The organism is Methanomassiliicoccales archaeon (assembly GCA_013415865.1).
Classification (GTDB): Archaea; Thermoplasmatota; Thermoplasmata; order Methanomassiliicoccales; family UBA472; genus MVRC01.
Genome location: CP058896.1, coordinates 1,345,967 through 1,368,403, shown reverse-complemented (window position 1 = coordinate 1,368,403; position 22,437 = coordinate 1,345,967). Strand labels below are relative to the sequence as shown.

General features: G+C 47.3%; 21 protein-coding genes and 1 CRISPR repeat array (1 of these 22 running past the window's edge). Of the genes, 7 read left to right on the top strand and 14 right to left on the bottom strand.

Translation table 11 applies throughout. The features are described from left to right. Positions 1-2,218: direct repeats of the CRISPR family, unit length 29 nt; unit sequence CGGTTCACCCCCACGCATGTGGGGAATAC; it reaches 200 nt to the left of the window's first position. A gap of 31 nt (positions 2,219-2,249) precedes the next feature. From cas2e to HPY73_06825, 9 genes are all read right to left on the bottom strand, one after another. Beyond that, complete coding sequence (cas2e, locus tag HPY73_06865) at positions 2,250-2,528, bottom strand: type I-E CRISPR-associated endoribonuclease Cas2 (protein QLH75188.1); 279 nt, start codon at positions 2,526-2,528, stop codon at positions 2,250-2,252. Further along, complete coding sequence (gene cas1e / locus HPY73_06860) at positions 2,522-3,445, bottom strand: type I-E CRISPR-associated endonuclease Cas1 (protein ID QLH75187.1); 924 nt, start codon at positions 3,443-3,445, stop codon at positions 2,522-2,524. The genes cas2e and cas1e overlap by 7 nt, the downstream gene beginning before the upstream one ends. Beyond that, complete coding sequence (gene cas6e, locus HPY73_06855) at positions 3,442-4,071, bottom strand: type I-E CRISPR-associated protein Cas6/Cse3/CasE (protein QLH75186.1); 630 nt, start codon at positions 4,069-4,071, stop codon at positions 3,442-3,444. Before cas6e ends, cas1e begins: the two co-directional genes overlap by 4 nt. Beyond that, positions 4,068-4,718, bottom strand: coding sequence for a type I-E CRISPR-associated protein Cas5/CasD (cas5e, locus tag HPY73_06850; protein QLH75185.1), 651 nt, complete (start codon positions 4,716-4,718; stop codon positions 4,068-4,070). The genes cas6e and cas5e overlap by 4 nt, the downstream gene beginning before the upstream one ends. Then, entirely contained in the window at positions 4,709-5,854 is a 1,146-nt protein-coding gene (gene cas7e, locus HPY73_06845) for a type I-E CRISPR-associated protein Cas7/Cse4/CasC (GenBank protein ID QLH75184.1), read from the bottom strand. Before cas7e ends, cas5e begins: the two co-directional genes overlap by 10 nt. 39 nt (positions 5,855-5,893) lie before the next feature. Then, positions 5,894-6,397, bottom strand: a complete 504-nt coding sequence (casB, locus tag HPY73_06840) for a type I-E CRISPR-associated protein Cse2/CasB (GenBank protein QLH75183.1) — start codon at positions 6,395-6,397, stop codon at positions 5,894-5,896. Positions 6,398-6,408: 11 nt separating this feature from the next. Beyond that, a complete protein-coding gene (casA, locus tag HPY73_06835) occupies positions 6,409-7,965 on the bottom strand; it encodes a type I-E CRISPR-associated protein Cse1/CasA (protein QLH75182.1) in 1,557 nt (518 codons plus the stop codon). 11 nt (positions 7,966-7,976) lie between these two features. Next, positions 7,977-10,643: a CRISPR-associated helicase Cas3' gene (gene cas3, locus HPY73_06830; GenBank protein QLH75181.1), complete on the bottom strand. Its 2,667-nt coding sequence runs from the start codon at positions 10,641-10,643 to the stop codon at positions 7,977-7,979. Positions 10,644-11,027: 384 nt separating this feature from the next. Beyond that, positions 11,028-12,119, bottom strand: a complete 1,092-nt coding sequence (locus tag HPY73_06825) for a glycosyltransferase family 4 protein (GenBank protein ID QLH75180.1) — start codon at positions 12,117-12,119, stop codon at positions 11,028-11,030. A 95-nt stretch (positions 12,120-12,214) separates the two neighbouring features. On the opposite strand from HPY73_06825, the gene HPY73_06820 reads away from it, so the two are divergent. Then, the gene (locus tag HPY73_06820) at positions 12,215-12,925 is read left to right on the top strand and encodes a 4Fe-4S binding protein (protein ID QLH75179.1); all 711 of its coding nucleotides are present in this window, start codon (positions 12,215-12,217) and stop codon (positions 12,923-12,925) included. Here the strand turns inward: HPY73_06820 and HPY73_06815 are convergent, their stop codons facing one another. Both HPY73_06815 and HPY73_06810 read right to left on the bottom strand, forming a co-directional pair. Continuing rightward, positions 12,926-13,378 carry a pyridoxamine 5'-phosphate oxidase family protein gene (locus tag HPY73_06815; GenBank protein QLH75178.1) on the bottom strand — a complete coding sequence of 151 codons (453 nt, stop codon included), beginning with the start codon at positions 13,376-13,378 and terminating at the stop codon, positions 12,926-12,928. A gap of 54 nt (positions 13,379-13,432) precedes the next feature. Continuing rightward, a complete protein-coding gene (locus HPY73_06810) occupies positions 13,433-15,256 on the bottom strand; it encodes a hypothetical protein (GenBank protein QLH75177.1) in 1,824 nt (607 codons plus the stop codon). 149 nt (positions 15,257-15,405) lie between these two features. Between HPY73_06810 and HPY73_06805 the strand changes: the two genes are divergently transcribed. The 4 genes from HPY73_06805 (at position 15,406) to trpD (ending at position 18,898) form a co-directional block, all read left to right on the top strand. Further along, entirely contained in the window at positions 15,406-15,981 is a 576-nt protein-coding gene (locus HPY73_06805; protein QLH75176.1) for a flavodoxin family protein, read from the top strand. Continuing rightward, positions 15,978-16,643, top strand: a complete 666-nt coding sequence (locus HPY73_06800) for a hypothetical protein (protein ID QLH75175.1) — start codon at positions 15,978-15,980, stop codon at positions 16,641-16,643. The genes HPY73_06805 and HPY73_06800 overlap by 4 nt, the downstream gene beginning before the upstream one ends. A gap of 95 nt (positions 16,644-16,738) precedes the next feature. Further along, positions 16,739-17,773 (top strand): alcohol dehydrogenase catalytic domain-containing protein, encoded by a 1,035-nt coding sequence (locus HPY73_06795; protein ID QLH75174.1) that lies wholly within the window; start codon positions 16,739-16,741, stop codon positions 17,771-17,773. A gap of 9 nt (positions 17,774-17,782) precedes the next feature. Then, positions 17,783-18,898, top strand: a complete 1,116-nt coding sequence (gene trpD / locus HPY73_06790; protein ID QLH75173.1) for an anthranilate phosphoribosyltransferase — start codon at positions 17,783-17,785, stop codon at positions 18,896-18,898. 21 nt (positions 18,899-18,919) lie between these two features. Here the strand turns inward: trpD and HPY73_06785 are convergent, their stop codons facing one another. Next, the gene (locus tag HPY73_06785) at positions 18,920-19,291 is read right to left on the bottom strand and encodes a hypothetical protein (GenBank protein QLH75172.1); all 372 of its coding nucleotides are present in this window, start codon (positions 19,289-19,291) and stop codon (positions 18,920-18,922) included. A 102-nt stretch (positions 19,292-19,393) separates the two neighbouring features. Between HPY73_06785 and HPY73_06780 the strand changes: the two genes are divergently transcribed. Next, complete coding sequence (locus HPY73_06780; protein ID QLH75171.1) at positions 19,394-19,984, top strand: biotin transporter BioY; 591 nt, start codon at positions 19,394-19,396, stop codon at positions 19,982-19,984. Between the two features lie 4 nt (positions 19,985-19,988). After that, positions 19,989-20,192 carry a DUF2116 family Zn-ribbon domain-containing protein gene (locus tag HPY73_06775; protein QLH75170.1) on the top strand — a complete coding sequence of 68 codons (204 nt, stop codon included), beginning with the start codon at positions 19,989-19,991 and terminating at the stop codon, positions 20,190-20,192. Here HPY73_06775 and folP read toward each other — a convergent pair. Beyond that, a complete protein-coding gene (gene folP, locus HPY73_06770; protein ID QLH75712.1) occupies positions 20,186-21,103 on the bottom strand; it encodes a dihydropteroate synthase in 918 nt (305 codons plus the stop codon). The two genes, HPY73_06775 and folP, sit on opposite strands and share 7 nt — an antisense overlap. Positions 21,104-21,364: 261 nt before the next feature. Then, positions 21,365-22,432 (bottom strand): (Fe-S)-binding protein, encoded by a 1,068-nt coding sequence (locus HPY73_06765; protein QLH75711.1) that lies wholly within the window; start codon positions 22,430-22,432, stop codon positions 21,365-21,367. Positions 22,433-22,437: the final 5 nt, after the last annotated feature.

Here is a 22,437-nt window from a genome sequence, read left to right as displayed (position 1 = left end):
TGTGGGGAATACAACTGCGCCTCGCTCCCCGAGGGATAATGGTTCGGTTCACCCCCACGCATGTGGGGAATACGCCTTGGTCAGGCCGGACAACGAGTGGCTGCACCGGTTCACCCCCACGCATGTGGGGAATACGCAGCGCCGCGCCAAAAAGGGGGGGTCGATTTCGGTTCACCCCCACGCATGTGGGGAATACTTCTTATGCAGCTCGAGCTCCCGTTCTATTGCCGGTTCACCCCCACGCATGTGGGGAATACTTCTACTCCTCGCTGTTCAGGCAGCTGATATTCGGTTCACCCCCACGCATGTGGGGAATACCGTGGGCCGGTTCCTTCGATTTGGAGTTCTGTCGGTTCACCCCCACGCATGTGGGGAATACTACCGTGGTAATCGATATCCATACGTTCATTTCGGTTCACCCCCACGCATGTGGGGAATACACGTTGGAGCCATGCAGGTCCCGCCGCAGCTCCGGTTCACCCCCACGCATGTGGGGAATACACGCGTTCCAACGCTCGGACTCGATGATATACACGGTTCACCCCCACGCATGTGGGGAATACATGGTCAAATACTATACAAAGGACGAGATTTTCCGGTTCACCCCCACGCATGTGGGGAATACTGGAGTCGGACGTCTTTGAGATGGAAAGTACCCGGTTCACCCCCACGCATGTGGGGAATACGGAAGTCCTCGCTGGTGGCGCCTCCGAACTTCATGGTTCACCCCCACGCATGTGGGGAATACTCCCTTCTCGGATGGAGTCCCCTATCATTCCTCGGTTCACCCCCACGCATGTGGGGAATACTTTTATGAAAGCTCAAAGTGGAGCGTATAAACTCGGTTCACCCCCACGCATGTGGGGAATACTTGATGCCTTGCTCGGTGGCTCGTTCCATCCACGGTTCACCCCCACGCATGTGGGGAATACGGTAATGTAGATGATATAAGTATGATAGATATCGGTTCACCCCCACGCATGTGGGGAATACGGCTTGATGCCCAGCTTGACATCCGAACAATTCGGTTCACCCCCACGCATGTGGGGAATACTTTCCGTTCCATACCCAGATACCACTAGGACTTGGTTCACCCCCACGCATGTGGGGAATACAATGTCGAATGAGTTTTATCCTCATATGCATCCGGTTCACCCCCACGCATGTGGGGAATACCTCCTCGCTCATCGCTTCACCGCCTTGCGGGTCGGTTCACCCCCACGCATGTGGGGAATACAACTCCCAGGTATAATTGACGGTTATCGATGCGGGTTCACCCCCACGCATGTGGGGAATACGGATGATGATATGCTGGATGATGACCGATCCTCGGTTCACCCCCACGCATGTGGGGAATACAAATCCATTTGTCGCCCAAGGTGTCGTGTAGACCGGTTCACCCCCACGCATGTGGGGAATACGACTGTCTGAGCAAGGGGGATGTGAATGGTCCGCGGTTCACCCCCACGCATGTGGGGAATACGTTAATCCTATCCAGTGTCTGAAGGACTACTTCGGGTTCACCCCCACGCATGTGGGGAATACGACATATTCCACGCCTTCTCAGGAGATGACCACGGTTCACCCCCACGCATGTGGGGAATACATTATGCCGTATCGTTGAAGCAATGCGGTCCTCGGTTCACCCCCACGCATGTGGGGAATACTGTTGGATATCTTTTTCTAACATCGGACAATGCGGTTCACCCCCACGCATGTGGGGAATACTAGTCTGGATGGGACGCTCTCCATAATTGTGCCGGTTCACCCCCACGCATGTGGGGAATACGATATTGACTAGTGTTATGTGTGCTGACTGTTACGGTTCACCCCCACGCATGTGGGGAATACGTGACAACTGAGCTGTGTCACTTGACTGTCATCGGTTCACCCCCACGCATGTGGGGAATACTATGTCGTCAAACCAATCGTACAATCTCGAACCGGTTCACCCCCACGCATGTGGGGAATACATCTCGGCGACCTAGACAATTATAACACCTATCGGTTCACCCCCACGCATGTGGGGAATACTGCGTTTTGCTTCAGCGTCGATCTCATCTATCCGGTTCACCCCCACGCATGTGGGGAATACGTTGATCTTATGTATCTGGTCCCACACCATCTCCGGTTCACCCCCACGCATGTGGGGAATACCCGTATCCTACGTATTTATAGGAATGGCCGGTCGGTTCACCCCCACGCATGTGGGGAATACTCATTTATAAACATTATGTAAATTAGAATATTTATGATTCGATGTCTTTAACTAATATTAATCCATCCAAATCGACAAATTTTTTTGATTTTAAACCATAAGCTCTCGCTGAGAATCCCTGTTCGTTATTAGAATTCCATATCTGAATGACGCTCCCAAATTTTTTTGATTCCAAACATTTGTCCCATAGTTTGTCTCTGACCTCTCCAGATACTTTACCAATAAAAACCCCTGTACGTGGCTCAATCATCCATCTAGATAATTCTCCTCTCAAAGACTGAGGTACAGATTCTAAAATCATTATCAACATGGTTTGCCCGTCTTTACTGATTCATAATTCCATAGAGGCCCAGGGAGAGCTGCATCTGAATCATAATCGTTTTCTGATAATTCTTCATCGTCTCCGATATCAAGAATGGTTTCAATATCATCTACTATTCTGGATAATAAATGATTCTCACGAATTAAATCTCTCATACGTATTCTTACATCCCTCTCCAAGGTTGGACCTGGATTTACAGCTTTTTCAAATGCAATTGGGATGCACAAATCAGTCTTGTATAAATCTGCCACATCATATACAAACGATAATTGTTTCCCTGTGTGGATGAATCCTAATCCCGGTGAGTATCCCAAGGAAACTATAGCTGCATGACATAGACCGTACAGGCATGAATTAGCTGCTGAAAGAGCCCTATTTACTGGATCTGCATTGCTCCAGTTCTTCCTTTCATAATTTCTACCATACCATTCAACACCATATTTTTTACTTGCTCTATAATATGCACCTCTTACCCTGATGCCCTCTTTTCCCCTTAATTCATCCACTGTCAGACCATCGATTTCCTCCCCTTTGAATCTTATCTGATACATGCGTTTGACGACCTCAAGCCTTTTTATTGGATCGATACACATCTCCGCTTGGAATAGTAACCTTCTTGAGGAGCGTGTCTCTCCTGAACCATGAGCATAGAATCGAACCCCCTCTTCCCCACACCAAATGACCAAACAACCATTATCTGCAATTGTCTTAATCGCCTCATGGGTTATGCTTGTTCCTGGCCCAAGCATTATTAGGCTTAATGATGCGCAGGGAATCTTAACCAAACCTTCCAAATCTCTGCAAGCTATGGCATTCTCTGATTGGTCTATACGGCAATGTTCCAGATATAAATAACTAAGACCATCACGAAATTTGGGCAACTCGTGCAGATCTCGAATCCTCATACTTTACCATTCACCCTGGCTAAAGACAATAAACCAAACCCTAACCCTTTCGCAGTTCCCACACCAGATTTTAAAGTTGCCATAAATGTTTGGGGTTCTCGGACCCTCAATATACCATCAAATTGAACACCGTAGAAGCTTAAAGTAATCGGTTTTTCCCCTTTTTGGCCTCGTATAAAGCCCATGGGTGTATGCAATTCACTAATTACCTCAAAACCGCCATTTTCAGCTTTGCGTTTTAACCAATTGCTCTGCTCAGAATCGTCAATGATTCCGAGACGAGTTCCATTTCTTTTTATGGTTGGATTTGCTAAAATTCTATAACGATATTTCTCTCCCTTGTTGAAGTACAATTCTACTTCTTTAAACCTAGGTGGGATTGAAAAATAATCATCTGGAACTGTAATCTTGTTCCAGTTCGGGCACTTTTCAGATTGAATCAAAATTGAACATTCACCAAATTTTCCAGTGCCTTCCACCCTGAAGAGTACTCTGCCCGGCCCGCCTTTTTCTGCCTCGGGGAATGCTTTCATTAGGGTCCGATGTAATTCATATCGATTATCCATTTCCTTAAGCACCTGCATACAGCGAGGATTTAAACAAAGCTGAGAGAAAAATAACTTCATTTATTCACCTTGCCTTCACAGAGATATCTCCATTCATTACGCACATATCTGACTTTAAATTGGCGTTTAGCAAAAGATAGCGGGACATCCCAACGCGGCTCTCCATCTCCAGATGATGATTCAATTATTATTCTTACCTTTTTTTTATCTTTTAAATTTAATTTCTCTAACGCGAATTCTACGACGGGTTCAACTCCGCCTGACCAAATTTTATCTTCAAAAAGAACGGGGGCACTTGGTATGAATGATTTTCTTCCCAAATAAATCCCCCATTTGGGATTCTTTAACGCTCTAAGCAATTCATTTACTAAGGCATCATCCCCTTCTAAGAAAACTAAGAAACAGGCATCGGCTAGATAATAACGATTGGAAATGACAGTATCTTTTCTATTTGGATTATTTGCCTTAGGTACATTTAATGTTGTATGAAAATCCCTGGCAATCTTCCCTTCCCTAACCGTCAATACAGTCATTCGTAAAGAACATAAATCTTCAAGATTGGCATTTCTAGGACGTCCAAGGGCAGCACATAATATGCCAATGACCCCGCTTTTTGAAGGTTCGATGCCAGTATCTCTCTCGGTAAAGTGGCTATAGGTCCCCCAAGATTGCATCGGACCTTCAAGCCTTAAGATAATTACGCCCATTTGATTGCCCCAACCACTTTTCTCAACAAACTGTCAATATTTGGTTCTTTAATTGCTCCGTGCCTTATTAGATTGTATAGTAGGGGGTCTCCCAGTGCCAATGCACCAATAAATCTAATCCCATCTTTGCCATAAACATCATAAATATTTCCAGCATATTTATCTAATTGATCAATACTGAGATCGATCAATGATTTTTCTTCACTTGGATGGACAGGGTTCACAAATGCGTTTGTTAGGGACGTGGGTTGCCCTTCCTCTCTAACAATTATCAAAACGAGACTGGGTGGGTCATGAGCGGCCATGGATGTTTGTTTCCCAGATGGGACAGCTATCACAGATGCTTTAATAAAGGCCTCCAATGTTGCTTTACAAAGTTCAATATCTCCTCTTAAATTCTCTTTTAGTTGAGGGATGTTGATGGCACTGTAACGATAATAACAGGCGCTGGTGAAATCGATTGTTCCCATCATGCCTGCGCCATTATCTTCTTTTGATTGTAAATCGTCCACCGCTGCATAGAAATCCATTTCCATATTCATGATGTTTGTAGATATGGCATGAGCAATCTGGCAGGCGGCATCAACATTCCAAGACGCTCCTTCTGCGACCATTCTACCAAACAACGCAATATCAGGAGATACTTTGACGATTTCACTTTTTTTAATCAGATCGGAGCATTTCTTATCAAAAGAATTTTTTTCATTATTCTTCTCATTCTTATTTTCTTTTAATGAATTTTCATTCATCAATTTTACGAGTTCGTCCCAATTTTCATTTATCATATTTAATAATAAATCTATCTCTTCATTACTTATAAACAGAAGTGTTTTACTCTTTCCCTTATCAAGTTCACCAAATATGTTTTTGACTATTTCTTGCGCCAATTTTGAAGCGGAACTTGGGTCTCTTCCATTTTCAATTAACTTCTCCGTCAATTTTTTTGGTAACAATTTAGTTCTGACTGCAAGATTGTTTTTCAAGGTGTTCTTAAATACATCATTCATACGAATTGCTCTCTTAAAACATTGACTTGATATACGAGCCCTACGATATCCACCAAACTCACAATCTTTAGGGGAGTTGGTATCATCTCTGTTCAGACAGCTTGGCCCAAAATTCTGTACAATGTGCATTTCTATAAACATCGCATCATTCTCCTCAATTTCAAATCATCAATAAGAACTGGCATTCCCCCAAAATGATTTTGCCCAATTTTTTTGCACATAACTGTCCCGATCATTCCAATTTTCTAGATCCTCCAATAATTGTAACCAATTTATTCCGATATCTTCAGATTTGGCCAAAGATATGGCCTGCCTAAGACGGCCATATAAATCATCCTTGTGAGCACGCAAAATTGCTACAAATCTTTTTTCTATATTCATGCTTTCTTTCTTTTGTTGTAATTCGCGAAACGTATTTCCCAAATTTCCGTGGTCTGAGATTTCTGGATGCATGCTGAATAACGCTGCTATCTCAAAATATACTTTCTCTCTCCATTTAGACATCCCAGGTGGCAATTGAGGTAATATTATTGGATAAAGTTGAGGCATATTTTCTGGATTCCCTTTTGTACCTTTCCGTAAAGTTGCTAAATGGCTACGTTTTTCTTGTTCCTTCAATGATATTAAAAAATCTACAAACAACAACCTTTCATCTTTGAATTTTTTTTCCAAAGCGACTCACCTCAAATATTTTTTATTTCCAATTTTAAATTTTTATAAAACTTCAATCTTGTTGTCACCAAAGCCTTGAGATTCTTTGGATTGACTTCCAAACTCCTTGAATATTCTTCAAAACATTCTTTTGCATTTTTATGGACTGTTTCAACAAACCATTTTTTTAGCATCTCATTCCGTTGATGGGCTCCCTTTGGCAATTCTTCACTGGCTAATTGATCCATCAATTCATAGAATTGACTCTCCAATCTAGACCAATAAACCCTTTCCACATTCAAGCTATCCCTCGATGATTTAATTTGTTTATGATTAGCATCCGAACCATTATTAATAGTTAAATTGTCTATTGCTTTCCTCAATATATTGCCTGCAGCCTCACAATTTTTTATTGCAAGGTCCATTTCAGATAAGAGCGAATTATCCACAATAAATTTCGAAGGTAAAGGTATAATCGATTGGGACCATTGATTAATTTTTGCCTCATTGTTATAAAGACCTAGAATTTCAAGACCTAATCTAGCATCTTTTTTTAATATCCCTCTATTTATTAATAGACTAACAGTATCGATTGTCTTCGGCATTATAATTTGACCGGGCACAGAGTGCAATAAAGCTGGCAGAGAACGCCATTGGGATTTTGAGATATCTAATTTTTCCGGCCTTATGCCTGACTTCTTGTTGTAAACATATGGTACCATAGGGTCTCTAATAATTTGTTTTGACAAGTCACCTAGTTCAACCCCCTGGGAAAAATACATTCTACTTACTGAGATATTACCATTACCTAATTCCGGCAGTAATCGTATAGCTCTCGACTGCCAGGTATAATAATCCAGCAACCCTCTAACTTCTCTCTTCGTACTGGCTGCCGAGGGTTGATCTGCCTCCCATGCGGGAAGATCAAAATCACTAAACCCCGAGGCCCCTGTCAATAATACCTTTGGTTGCTTAGAGTCGTAATTGATTAAATTCAGTCTGATAGTTTCTCCAAGATTTTTCCCTTTTAATACCAAGGGTACCTTTCCAACCAAAGGTGCGTCCCTGAAATTATCGGCTGTAGAGCTTTTTCCCCCTCCTACCGCATAAGATTGGTTTGCTAATAGTAATAAGGCAGACTCGGCGGGACTTATTGAAAAAATATCTTCATCAAAACTGTGATCGAATAAAGTTGCGTTATTATGGCTTGCCTTCTCATGCATTAACTTCCGTATTGTAGTAGGTGAACCTACTCTGAATTGAGGAACTTGATAAAATGGACGCTCTTCATCGAAGATGTCGAAGCGATGTTTCCAAGTGTTAAGATAGTCAATAATCTTTTTAATATCAAGACCGTTTTTCCAGATTTTAGACAACATTAATGTATCTCTAGGTTCCTCACATCTTTCTACGATTGTAATCAACAGACGATAAACGGCCATTCTGACCAATGGGGAATGGTGCCTTATATCGAATATCTGTTCATGAAAGTTAAAAATTTCTTCTAAACTAACACATTTTATTTTACCGTCTAATAACTCACAAGGTATCCAACTTTCATGAACGAGATTATAACTGGCCTGCAACAATGGTCCTCCTTCTATTCTATTAGTATTCCTAAATCCTCATCGAGTATAATGAACGCGCCTTCGCACCTATAAGTAAATCTGCCTTTCATTTCGTTTTCAGAAAAAATGAGGGGCTTATGATTTTTTAAAATTACATTTTTTTTCCATGAATCAGGAGTTTCTACATTCTTGTTAAAATGGCATATCACATATGGATTATTTATTGAAACGGCTCGCAACAGCAATCGAGCGACATTGTTGTCGCTGGTGTCATTAATATCTGCTAAAATTTCACCGAAACGATCTACGTACACATTAGTTCCGATTTTAAACAGACAAATTAAGTTGATTGATGGTGAACTAATTCTTGTCAAAGCCTGTAGGGATTGATGTATATTTTGGTTGTCCTCCTCTAAATATTCCAATGGGAATGATATTAAATCGCGATAGTCTGGAGGAAAAATAATATTTTTCTCGGCCAATGCTTTATACTCTTCCCTTACCTTTAAATATTCCTTCTCGGCAACTTCAAAATCTTCACACCATTCCAAAGGCATTTTTGGTGCTATTTTACCGTACACAGCCTCTACAAGATTGTCAATATCGTTTGGAATAATTATTTTAGATAGGCTATTGAGCACGGCCATGGTACGCATGAGTACATAATTAGAATATATTTTCGAAGTGTCCCCAAAATCAATTTTCCCTTTGTAATTAACGAGCGGTTTGATGATGAATGCTCTCGGCTCTCTAAGGATTTTAGGACGGTTTTTTCTTTCATGGCGATGCAATCTCCCAAATCTTTGTAATAATAAATCAATTGGTGCCAGCTGTGTAATTATCACATCGAAATCTAAGTCAAGGCTTTGTTCAACGATTTGAGTAGTGACTAATATACATTTTCGATTAGCATCTCTCTCATTTTTACCATACAAAGATAAACAGATTTTTTCACGGTTGGCACGATCTTCATAAGGAAAACGCGAATGCAACAAGTAAATTTCAATATCTTTCTCAATCACTAATTTAAAGGCCTGATAAACTGATTGGGCATACTTCACAGTGTTGCATAATACCGCTATGAATCCACCGGATGATATTTGCTGTAGAGCTTTTTCAACTATTTTCTCTATATCATCTGGTAACCATTGAAGACTGATGTTTAATGTATTTCTAATTCCTAACTCAGAAGCAGAAGGGAAATGATGCATCTGCGTGTGACTTTCCAATACTATAGTTAATCTGGGATATTTTTCATATAAAAAGTCGTGTGTTTCACCCCCATACGCAGCTATAAGATTGCTTAAACGTTCCTTAGGGAGAGTCGCGGATAAAATTATTACATTTGATCCTAAAGCGGATAACCATTCCAACTCCCTTTCCAAAATTTGAGACATGTAAACATCGTAGGCGTGGACCTCATCAAAAATTACGGTCTTTCCAGCCATCCCAAATAATCGAACAAAAAAGTGCTTGGTTGGCATCACACCTAAAAATGTCTGATCAATAGTACCTGCTCCAAATGGAGATAATAAACCCCGCTTCCGATATGTAAACCACTCTGATATGGAAAGAGAATCTTCAATTTCATCGAGAATATTTGTCACTGATAGGGTTAGGTGGCGATTTGATATGACGGCGTGACCGTGGACCAATGCAATATTTCGTTTTATGGTGATCGGTATACTTAAAAAATAATCTTGGAGTCTTTGGAACATTTGATTTGCAGTGGCCATCGTTGGTAAAGCAAGATATAGACCAGAATTTCCTGTTCTGTAATTCCAGTTCTCCATTAAATATAATGCTGCTTCAGTCTTTCCCTCCCCCATCGGGGCTTCGATAATAACCATGCCTGGTCTACTCAGCATATTTGATATGTTTTCCACCTCGACCTGCAAAGGGAAAGGCGTCTCAATTTTAGGGAACAACTCACGAAAAGTATTTGGTACATGAAATTCTTGGATTTCAGGCCAATTTAGTGCAGTCAAGGCATTCTTGGCTTGGATTTTGGATTTTTCAGCATAATCTTTCGGAGATAGTATTTCTTGTTTGTATGGAAAGAATTCTTCAGATGATGCTATCCAATCAGCTACCGAAATTATACCGCTGATAATAATCAAAAAGGGGTTTGTGAAATCTTGCTCAAGAATATGTGGTTTCGAGATGCAATCACCTAAATATAAATCAGAGAGATTTTGCAAAAATGAAGATCTTATCTCTCTCCAGGAATTGTCTCCTAAATCATTATAATCAATATATTGAAGGTCTCCGATCGAAAGATAAATGCCGTGGTGAGCTCCTATCGCAGCTGAAAATATATCTAAAAGATTATTTTCGATTATTCCTGAAAAATGTGATTGAACAATATGCTGTGATAGTAAGCTATGATGACGATTTCCATTAAAAAAAATTAAACCATTGTCTTCTAATTCCCTTTTTAGTGTTTCAATTTTTTTTTGAAATGCTGGCGTTGCTTTACCTATATCATGGCAACCTGTTAGAAAAGCTACCCATGCCCTCGCTTCATTTTCATTTAGATTTAAAAATTTTGAAATTTTAGTTCGAGTGGACCTGCATATACACCTCTCCCACATTTCAAAGGCTACAGATGAGGAATCTATTAAATGATAAAGAAGAGGATGGTAATTGTTAGGATTATTTTTCTCCGCCTTTGCCCATAATAAATATTCATTTCTCATGGAAAATTGATATTAGAATAAAATGCGATTGATTTAATAATTTCCTAATACAGTAAAACCATATTTATAGCAAAATATCATTTGATTGTAACATTTAAAATATTTTACTATTTTATGTTCAATTTTACATATTTTATATATATTAATAATATAATATTATATATTTTTTATATATATTGCAGATTTTGATGCTAATATGAATTAAATTTATATGAGATTTAACTAATTGTTTGTTTTATTAATAAATTTAAATATAAAATATCATGTTTGACCTTAAACATGAATACTATATTTTATTATTTCTATTTTATCCATTATATCAAAATCCATTAAATCTTTATAAAAAATTTTGCCCATTTGAATCTACTTTAATTAGGTTCGGCATCAATATATCAAGTGTTCCATTTGATTTATCAATCCTTCATATTTATTGGCAATAAAGTCCCAAGAAAATTTATTAACATGCTCTCGCGCATCCATTCCTTTAATCATCCTCTCCCTTTCGTCCGACAAAAGCTGATTTACCTTATCTGCCAGGTCCGTTGCATCTCTCGGTCGGCACAAGAGCCCTCCCTGGCCTACCACTTCCGGTAGGCCGCCAACGTCCGTGGCGACTATCGCCTTACCATAGGACATTGCCTCTGCCACGGCTATCCCGTAAGATTCAAAAAGGGAGGGCATGACAAAAAGCTTACAGGAAGCCAGCAGCTCTTTCTTACGATCTTCTGAGACCTTTCCTGTCATCTCGATCTTCGATCCCAGCCCGGTCCTTGAGATCAGCGCTTTTAATCTTTTCTCCTCTGGCCCTCCCCCGACGATGACCAATCTCGAATCAATGTGCTTCATCGCCCTGACCAGGTATGGAAGGCCCTTGGTCCCAACAAGCCTGCCGACGAATAAGATGAAGTCCTTCTCTTCAATTTTAATATCACCGTCTGGCAGGTCCACGCCATTTGGTATTGTGATCAATCTTTCCTGGCAGAGCCCCCTTCTGATAAGGTCGTTCCTGATGAATTCGCTGATGCAGACCACCTTCTCGAATTTGCCCAGATGCTTTAGCCATAAATGATCGTTGACCAGGGAAGGGAGCCTGGTCAGCCCGGCCCCCTCGCCGAAGGTGTTATGGAATGTGAACACCTTCCTCCCTTGATACTTCCTCGCCAGCCTGGTATAGCTGGGCGCCCACCTGTAATGAAGATCAACGATATCTGGTCTGAGCTCCTCCAATGCCTCCATCAGGCCAGGCGTGGACACATAAGGAGGATTGTAATTCCCATAGAATCTCGAAGGGAGCCTGACGACCTCATAACCATCAATGATCTCCCTCGGTGTCGTATCTGGGAGCTGTGCCGTGAGCACGTGAACCTCGTGCTTCGTTGCAAGCCTTTTACTGATGTTATGTATCCGATGCTCTATCCCACCTCGGAACGGATAATAGAAAGGGTTCACCTGGACGATCCTGAGGCTCTCTCCCATGGGGACACCTGGTCAGGCGCTGATGAAGATATTGACATATCTATCTGTCGAAAATGTTAAAAGTATTTAATATCGGCAGATTCGTGGAAAGGACCATGGTGAAGAGGAAGATAGTTCAGATCGATGAGTCGCTCTGCAATGGCTGCGGCAACTGCGTGACGGCATGCGCTGAGGGGGCGATAGAGATCGTCGACGGTAAGGCGAAGGTCATCAACGACAGGTTCTGCGATGGTCTAGGCGCATGCATTGGTGAATGTCCGACAAACGCCCTTGAGATAGTCGAAAGGGATGCCGACGGGTTCGATGAGGAGGCCGTGAAGGAACACTTGGCGAAGAAGAGCTGCGACGACATCCCGATACAGGCATGTCCAGGGTCTGGGCCGAGAAAGTTCAGGTCCATCCCTCCTTCCTCACCAGGAGAAAATGCCTCGCAGCTGAGCACTTGGCCCATCCAGATGCGCCTTGTTCCGATAAACGCTCCCTACCTTAAGGGGGCGAGGTTGCTGATCGCGGCCGACTGCACCGCCTTCGCATGTGGGAATATCCAACGCGACTTCATCAGGGACCGAGTAGTCCTTATCGGATGCCCGAAGCTTGATGACAATGACGAGTTCGTCGACAAACTGGCGGCCATCCTCAAGGCCAATGACATAAAGGACGTCACGCTGCTCCACATGGAGGTGCCGTGCTGCCGTGTCTCGAAGAAATTGGTTAAAAAGGCAATGGAGCTCGCAGCAAAGGAGATACCACTTCGTACATACATGGTCATGACCGAGGGAGGAAAGACGGTCAACATGGATCATTGATCAAGGATTCCTCTTGCACGTCATAGACTCAATGATGAGCTTAAAGATGTGGGCCTTGGGCGCGCACCTGTCCGTCATCTTGTAGTTGTCTGATGTGTAATGGGCCATCAGGTAGCGTATGCCCTTCATCTTTTCTTCTCCTTCGACTATGGTGATGGGGCCTTTTCCCATGACGCAGACATAATGATTGGTACATTTGTCCGCGACCTTGTCCATGACCAGCCCATGGTCGATGTCGATCTCGAAGGTGGCCTTCCCATTTCTCTTGATGAGTTCGACCTTCCTTCCCTCCAAGGCGGAATGGAACCAAAGGCACCCCTCCCCATAACCAAAGTTCATAGGGACGATGTATGCCTCTTCTCCATCCACAAGCCCGATCCTGCAGACCCTTGCACTGGATATCACATCGTCGATGACCGCCCTGTCGGTCACTTCCCTATCCTTTCTGCGCATGTGCCCAGGAACACTTTTTATCAATAATAAGTTGTCAGGTCGAGCCAGGACAGATCATCGCAGCCTTTTTCCACAGTACGCGCAGAACAGACCATGAAGGTCCTTTTTCCCACAATAGGGACAGAAGTTCTCATCGCATCCGATCTGATGGTCAATGGAATAGATATCACGAGGTCCGTAACGATGCGTATAGGGATGGATATTGATGCTGGATCTTTGGCAATCGGTCATGCCTACATCGCCCTCCTGGGGTCTTCTTACCATCTTCATCACGATGATGATTAGGATGACCGCCATCATGATGGTCCCGATCAAAATAAGGATGTCCATCAGAAGCGTGCCGTTGAGACCGCTATGGCCATCGCTGTCCGATATATCAGTGGCCCCTTCTTCGATAAGAAAAGGTCCAAGGTGCAAGGTGCCATTGGCCACGTTCCCAGAATAGTCTATCGACCTGACATGGAGGTACCAGATACCTGGAGGCAAGGACGGGCTGGTCAAACTGTCCGAACATATGTCGACGATGTCGTCAGGCTCAGTATCAGGGCGGTCATCCCAGATGATGGAATACCATATGGGCATCGAGCTGTCGTCCTCTGCACCAATCAGCGCGATGCTGATCGTTGAGTCCTTTGATGAGGCCATTACCTTATGGCTTGAGACGAAACCGGTCGGGTTCGACGGCCTTACAAGGTCCACGTCGAACCTGGCATACCTGAAGATATCCACCAAAGAGGATGTCTTATTATCCCATGCCCTCCAGATATCCATCATCTCCTCTGGTCTTTCAGAGACCATTATTTCCCATAGGTCCTGCAATCGACGGTCCACTTGATCTCCCTTTGCCGACGGAAGATAGAGAGGGTGGTCGTCCTCCGAGATGCCGTCAAAAATATCCCATAGGACGTTCGCTACCGCCCCCTCGACCTCGTTCCCATCCCAATCGCCATAATCACCATTTGAGCTAAGGCTGTCGGCGAACATGGTCATTTCGATGCAGGACCCACCGAATGTCGGGTCTCCCATCGCCGCGGCCGAGAAGAACTCGGCCCATCCCTCGAGAAAGGCGAACCTTGCATTGGTCTCGCTGTCGATGTAATGTTTTTCTGGACCTTCATAATCGGGGAAGCTGTCACCCCTTAGAGCATAATGTACCGCATGACCATACTCATGGAGCACGACCTTTGGGACCCAGGCATCTGATGAGAAGTCCATCGGTCCTGGCAAGTGGATCTCATCGCCATGACAATGGGCCAATCCCTCCGTAGGCCATACAATTGTCACCATCTTTCTCTCCCAGTCTACATTGTCCTTAAGCCAGGCCGCACCTGATCGGACCGAGGTAAAAGACGACCAGGCCGCTCTGGAATCGTCATCTATTGATAATGTGACGATGACATCAGAGCTTGCACGGACGGGCTCGGTCGACCAGGAATATAATTGGCCCTCGGGGCCCACCACCTGGACGTACCCTTCGTCCTTTGTAAAGATGTTGGCCACATATGTCCCATTTGTAAGGCCGTGGAAGACCGCCCTTCCCTCATAGTCTGTATAGGAGATGGCCACATCCTCCTTCCCTTCTATGCCGATCATGGTCAGCATAACAAGGGCACCGGCGCATGGGATCGTGCAAAGGCCGTTTCGATCGATATAGCTGAAATCTATCGTCATGGTCAGACCCGTGAGACTGTTTGACCGGGGAGGTGGAATATTTACGTCCACAGTGTCCGATGAGCTTGGTCCGTCCTCGGTGTCGTCAGCGATAAAAGACAATCCATCGTCGTCGGTCGCCTGTCCCCCCTTGAACGAATGTCCTGAGAAGGGCATATGGACCGTGATTGGGGCGACCATTATCAGAAAGACCACCGCTACGGTCAACAACGCCCCTGACATCATACGACAGCGTCTCAATGCCATGCCCACCGTGCCTTGGCATTATCAATCTTTCGTGGCACCGAGATGCTTTACCCATCGTGCCATGATGCCAACGGTTATGTCCTTGAGCGTTCTATTTCCGACCGGTCAGGATGAAGGTTTTGATCCTTGATGGTTCCATAGGACCTGATGATGCATCCAAGCGGGTTGCTTCAGTACTTGAGGAGATCCTCACAGAAAGGAAGGTCCACCATGAGATGATCAGATTGGGCGATAGAAAGTTGATGCCCTGTACCGGCTGCAGAGATTGTTGGACCTTGTCACCTGGCATCTGTGGTATCAACGATGATGGCATGGAGATCATGCGGGCCTGGATGTCCTCGGATATCGTGGTATTGATATCTAGAATGACGTTCGGTGGTCATTCATCGCTCATCAAAAGGGCTTTGGACCGTCTGGCCGGTATATTGATGCCGTATCTCATCGCGGAGGCGGATGGCGTCGAACGGATGGCCAGATATCATCGCTATCCAAGTATGCTTGGGATAGCCGTATGCGATGAGATCGACCGTGAGGAGACGGAGACGTACAGGATGCTCATCAGGCAGAATGGAAGGACCCTTAGGAGCGGACATTCAAAAAGCCTTGTCCTCTGGAAAGGGGAACCTGAAAAGAACGTGCGCGAGCTTGTCGAATCCACTATCATGAACATGAAGGTGGCCAGATGACCAAGGCCACTTTGCTGGTCGGATGTCCGAGGACTGAGGGGTCTGTATCATCGACATTGGGAGCGTACATGCTGGACCTCCTGAAGAATAAGGGATTTTCGGTCAGCATCCATTACCTGGTGGATGACATCTGGTCCAAAGAGAGCTATGATGGGATGATGGAAGATGTGGCCACATCTGATATTTTGGTGCTCAGTTATCCGCTTTTGATGGACTCCCTCCCATCGGACGTCATCAGGTGGATGGAGCTCTTAAGGGACGAACGACCGGTGGGATGGCAAAGACCATCGCTCATTGCCATCGGGAACTGCGACTCTCCTGACCCACGGGACCTGGACGTGTCTCTGGCCATCATCAAAAATTTTTGTTCATCGGTGGGAATCCGATATCTTGGCGGCCTTAGATTCCCGATGGGGATGTCGCTTGATGGGAAGACCTTGGCTGAGGTGGGAAGCAAAGGGAGGTCGGCCGCCCAGGCCCTCGAGCTCGCCACTGACGCCTTGGCCGATGGTCAGGACGTACCTGACGAGGCGGCGGACCTCATGGCAAGTAGACCTATGTCCGAGCTGATCTACCTTATGTCCCACAATAGGAAATGGAAGAGAAAGGCCATGGCGAATGGCAAGAAACTGAATATCTATGATAGGCCTTTATCAAGGTGAGATGGCCCAGGACCCTCACAAGAAGTCAGGCAGTATGGTCTCATGGATTGGATGATTCATCCAATTTATATAATTGGATGTTATATCCAACTCAGATGCGGGCTGCGGTCATGCATGGGCCGAACGATCTCCGGGTCGAGGAGATGGACGACCCTGTCCTCCCTGAGGGCGGGATCGTCATCGATGTGGTTGCCAGCGCGATCTGTGGTACCGATGTCAAGATGCTCGCGAACGGTCATAAGGACCTTATCTATCCCAGGATCCTCGGCCATGAGATCGTCGGAAGGGTCTCCATCTCTGATTCTGAAAAGTTAAAGGAGGGTCAGCTCGTCCAGGTATGGCCCGGGATAGTTTGCTCGGAATGCAGGCCTTGTAGAAGGGGGATAGACAATCAATGCCTCCACATCGGGATCTTAGGGTTCAACAGGGACGGGGGATTCGCACAGAAGGTCTCCCTCCCTAAAGAGTCCATAATGGCAAGGGGGGTCGTCCCTTTGCCAGAAGGGAGCGATGCCGCTGCCGTCTCCCTTGCGGAGCCTTTGGCCTGCTGTATCAACGGACAAGAGCTTGCCAGAGTTGGCAACGGTGACACGGTGCTGATATTCGGAGGGGGGCCGATCGGGTGCCTTCATGCAATATTGGCAAGGGCGAAAGGGGTTGGAAAGGTGATCATGACCGAGCACCTTGAGAGCAGGAGAAGCATCATCCCTAGGATGTTGGTGGACCGGATGATCGACCCCGGCAAGGAGGACATAGTAGAGGCGGTCATCGATGAGACCGGAGGCGATGGGGTGGACGTGGCCCTCATGGCGACCCCCGAGGTCCGTGTCGATAATTGGTTGCTCAGGCTCATGGCCCCTCAGGGAAGGATATCGGTCTTCTCTGGGCCGAAAAAAGGGAACTACGAGGTCCCGTTCGATGTGAGAGGTCTGCATTACAAAGAAATCGCCCTGGTGGGGGCCTATGGCTGCTCATCAAGGCAGGACCGGGAGGCCGTGCGGATGGTGATGGATGGTGAGGTGGACCTGGATTGGCTCATCACAGAGAAGATCTCTCTGGAGGAGCTGCCGAGGGCATTCGTAAGGTCAGAGGCAAGGATCGGGATGAAGACAGTGGTGACAAGATTTTAAGGTGTTCAGATGGAAGAGAGCTTGAAGTATTTTGGAAGCAAGGTCGATGCGCTGATCAGAGGAAAGAACCTTACTAGGGCCGAGGCCAGGGACCTCTTCAGAGAGGTATTGCTCAACTCTCAGCCAGACCTCCAACAAGGGGCCTTCTTGGCCGCGATGACCGCAAAAGGCGCCACACCAGAGGAGCTGGCTGGTAGCTGGGAGGCGATATATGAGATAGATACCATGAAGGTGAGGCCCGAGGTCTCAGGACCGCTTGTGGACAATTGCGGGACCGGAATGGACACGATAAAGACGTTCAACATCTCCACCGCCGCATCCATCATAGCGGCCGCGGACGGGATCTACATGGCGAAGCATGGGGCTAGGGCGATCACCTCGAGGTGCGGGACCGTCGATGTCGTCGAGGCCCTTGGGGTCGATGTCGAGTGTGATGTGCAGGTGGTTAAGAGGAGCATAGAGTCCGCAGGTATAGGCATGTTCAATGGGATGAGCAGCAAAGTGCATCCCCAGGCGCTCGGAAGGATCCTGTCGCAGATAAGGTTCGGTACGGTCCTGAACATGGCCGGTTCATTGGCCAACCCCGCCATGCCTACCTATGGCGTCAGGGGCGTCTACTCAAAAGATATGCTACTGCCGGTCGTCAGGACCATGAAGGAGATAGGATACAAGCGCGCCTATGTGGTACATGGAACGGATGCTGAAGGGAGGCGGGGGCTGGACGAGCTTTCGACGTTGGGGCCCACATATGTGGCGGAACTGAGCTCCGATGGCGAGGTGAATACCTTTACCGTCTCATACAAGGACCTTGGGATAAAGCAGGCAGAAGAGAACGTCATTCTATGCAAGCTCAATAGGGAGGCCGAGGCGGTCGAACAGGTCCGTGTCCTGTCAGGAGAGGCCAAGGGGTCCAGGAGGGACATAGTGTGCCTGAACGCTGCACCTGTCCTCTACATAACCGGACATGCGGCGGACCTGGTCGAAGGGTATCACAAGGCCTGTGACCTCATCGATTCCGGAAGGGCGTTGAAGAAGCTTATGAGCTGGGTCTCGCACCAGCAGAGCGGTGATGCCAGCGAGAAGATCGAAAGGCTCCAAAAGATCATTTCTGAGGTATCGGCGTGAGACCGCGGTCGCGCCCATGCCTTATTTTTTCATATACTCAGGATGACGCAGGGCATACTCGTTGACGATCTCATCCCCTGAGATAACCACCGTGCTCTTCTGTTCCTTTCCCTCGAGGGAGACCATCGGCGACCTGGCCGCCCTCCTTAACGCCTGGATATAATCTTTCATGTAGTTGAGCTCGTCCATGCTCGTCGTCGGTGGCATTTGAAGATGGAATATGTGGAGCTCCCGTATCGTATCGAACTTATAGGTGATGTCGGCCTTATGGAACAGCGCAAGGAACTTTTCTCCGTCCTCCTTCTTTGCTGCCAGCTCCTTTATCCTCGATTCCCAGGTATCCTGTATACCAACGGGCAGCGTCTTCTTACCAAGCACTTTCCAGTCCAACATGCCCCTCGCATCGCATATGACAAAAATAAGGGTTGCGCCGGACCCTCATCATTCAAGCGGCCGTGATAAACTATATCAAGCGCCTTTGGGTTCACAGACACGATGAACATCGCATACGGCTATGAACGATTGAGATGCAGGGCGTCAGAGGGTCTGTTCCATTGGAGGAGCGAGGCGGGCCTGATGGAGAAGCTAATGGGGGCGCTGTTCTTTGCTTTCCTGACCGCTCTGGCAGCACAGATCCGTTTCAATGTTCCTTTCACACCGGTTCCCTTCACCGGTCAGGTCCTGGTGGTCCTGGTCGGCGCGGTATGCCTAGGACGATATGGGGCAGTGGCCCAGGGCATGTACCTTGGGCTAGGTGCATCGTTGGGATGGTTCAGCGGGATGGTCGGTCTGTCCGCGCTTATGGGCGTGACCGGGGGCTATCTGATAGGGTTCGTCCTTGCCTCATGGTTCCTAGGGACCATCATAGAGAGAAGCACAAATTTGGACATTATGAGGCTGACCATGGCCATGACCGGGGCGGTGGGCATCATCTACGCATGCGGCGTGTTCCATATGATGACCATGCTGGGAATGGGCCTGAGCGAGGCGTTATTGGTCGGCGTGCTTCCTTTCCTGGCCGTCGATGGGCTTAAGGTATCGATGGCGGTCGCGATAAGCTCGCTATTGGTCCCTCCCAAGGGGTGAGGGGTTGGCTGAGAACCTACCTCCTCATGACCATTGCGTCATGTGCGACGACCCTATCGAGGTCGGGGAAAGGTTCTGCTCCGACAGATGCAGATCAGAACATGAGGCCATGCTTAGGAAGGAGCGGGACAGGAACATCTATTTCCTCATAGGGGTCGTCGGTCTCATGATCGCCCTGGCGCTCATCTTCGTCTTCTTCGGTCAATAAGGTCTGGCCGTTGGCGATATCACCGCGTGCGCCACCTTCAAGGCCTGCACGGTGGGAGCGACATCATGGACCCTGACGATGTTTGCACCGTTCGTCACGGCCATCACCGCGGCGGCGATGGAACCTGCCAATCTTTCCTTCGGCCCTCCACCGGATATCTCTCCGATGAAGCGCTTCCTAGATGCACCGATGAGAAGAGGTCTGCCCAACGACCTCAGCTCTCCCAGTCTTCTGATTATCTCCAGGTTCTGCTCGGTGGTCTTGGCAAACCCGATACCGGGGTCCAGGATCACCTTCTCTCTTTGGATGCCGCCGGCCTCTGCCCTCTGCAAGATCCTCGCGAGCTCAGTATGGATGTCCCCCAACAGGTCCTCATAGACGGTCAGGGACTGCATGTTCTGGGGGTCCCCTCTCATATGCATGGCCACAACCGGACAGCCGCTCCTTGCCACGACCTCGGTCATCTCAGGGTCCCTCAGCCCGGAGATGTCGTTGACGATGCTCGCCCCCGCCCGCACCGCCTCCTCCGCCACCGATGCGTGCCTTGTGTCAACTGAGACCGGCACCTTGGAACTGACCACCTCTCTAAGTACTGGCAATAGCCTTGAGAGCTCTTCGTCCTCCGATATCGGCACCGCTCCGGGCCTTGTCGATTCAGCACCGATGTCGATGATGTCGGCCCCTTCCGAGACCATCTCCTGGAATTTTCTCACCGCGGCTTCCTTGGTCAAGCATTCTCCGCCGTCCGAGAACGAGTCAGGGGTGACGTTGAGTATGCCCATCACCAAGGGCCTCTCGAACCTTAGCTCCCTTCTCCCATATGGGACAGGTGGAGTGTGCTCGGCGTTGGTATTCCTGATCGCATCGGTGATCTCCGAGACGTGGCGGGACTGTTCCGCCGACAGCGACATCCTCTCGAAGAACGATGGTTGTGCGTTGATCAGCACCTTGGGGGAGCGGGCCTTTCTGCATATGTGCGCCTCGCCGCCCATCGATCTCACCAACGAGACAAGCGACTCCGCCTCCTCCTTGCTGATGTCGTCCTCAATGACCGTGATCGTTCCAGACATCCTCTTCCTGTCAATGAATGTCTCAGGCAGACCGAATCGGCGCCATTCCGCCAGGGCCTCGTCCCATGTGAAGTACCGCCTCATCCTGGCCATATGGTCCCCTCACATAAGCTCGTCGATCAGCTCGACAAGGTCGACCACCCTTGCCTTGGAGTTGGAGGTCTCCTTGCCAACGTTCAGGTTGTTCACGCAGAAAGGACATGTCGTCACGAGCAGGTCCGCGAAGGCCGCCTCGTCAACCCTTTTGGCCGCTATCTTCGAGGAGAGCTCCGGATAGGCGGACCTCACCCCTCCCCCTCCACCACAGCATCTCGATGTTTCCTTGGACCTCGGCATCTCCTTAAAAGATGCACCTGGTATCCTTGAGATCAATTTCCTCGGCGCATCATATACCCGAGAATGCCTGCCAAGATGGCAGGGGTCATGATAGGTTATGACCTTGCTCAGGCCCTTAAGGTCAAGTTCCTTCTCCGCCAAGAACTCGGATATGTGCCTCACTTCGAATGGGACATCAACATACCTTGGGTATTCCTCCTTGAACATCCTGTAGCACCCTGCGCAGGAGAAAAGCACCTCCTTCACGCCATGCTTTTTAATGGAGCCTATGTTCCTTCTCATGACCGAGGTCACGTCCTCCTCGTTCCAACCGATGCGCTGCAGCACCGAACCGCAACAGACCTCGTCCACCACTGAGTGTTCGATGCCGAGCTTTGTAAGGATGGATGTGGTCGCCCTTCCGATCCCTGGGTTACGATAGGCGGCCGTGCAACCTGCGAAGTAGCCGACCTCGGCCTTCTTGGCCTCGTTGCTCAGGGCCTCCCTAACGCTCCTTCTCTCTCCATATGGATTGCCGTACCTGAGGACGCTCTCTACGACCGCCCTGTGCTTTGGGAGCATGTGACCCGAAGTGACAAGGTCCTTCCTGGCCCTCTCGACCACCTCGACCACCTTTACCTTTGATGGGCAGCGCCTTTCACAATCCTTGCATGTCGTACACTGGTAAAGGGCATCTACGACGGACTGGTCTGCTGGGATGTCTTTTTGGAGCAGGCCGTATGAGAGCACCATCCTGCCCCTCGCCACGCTCGGGTCCCAACCTATCCCTTCGAATGCCGGACAGACGCTCTTGCAGAACCCGCAGTAAGTGCAGGTCATGAGCTCCTTGCGCATCTCAC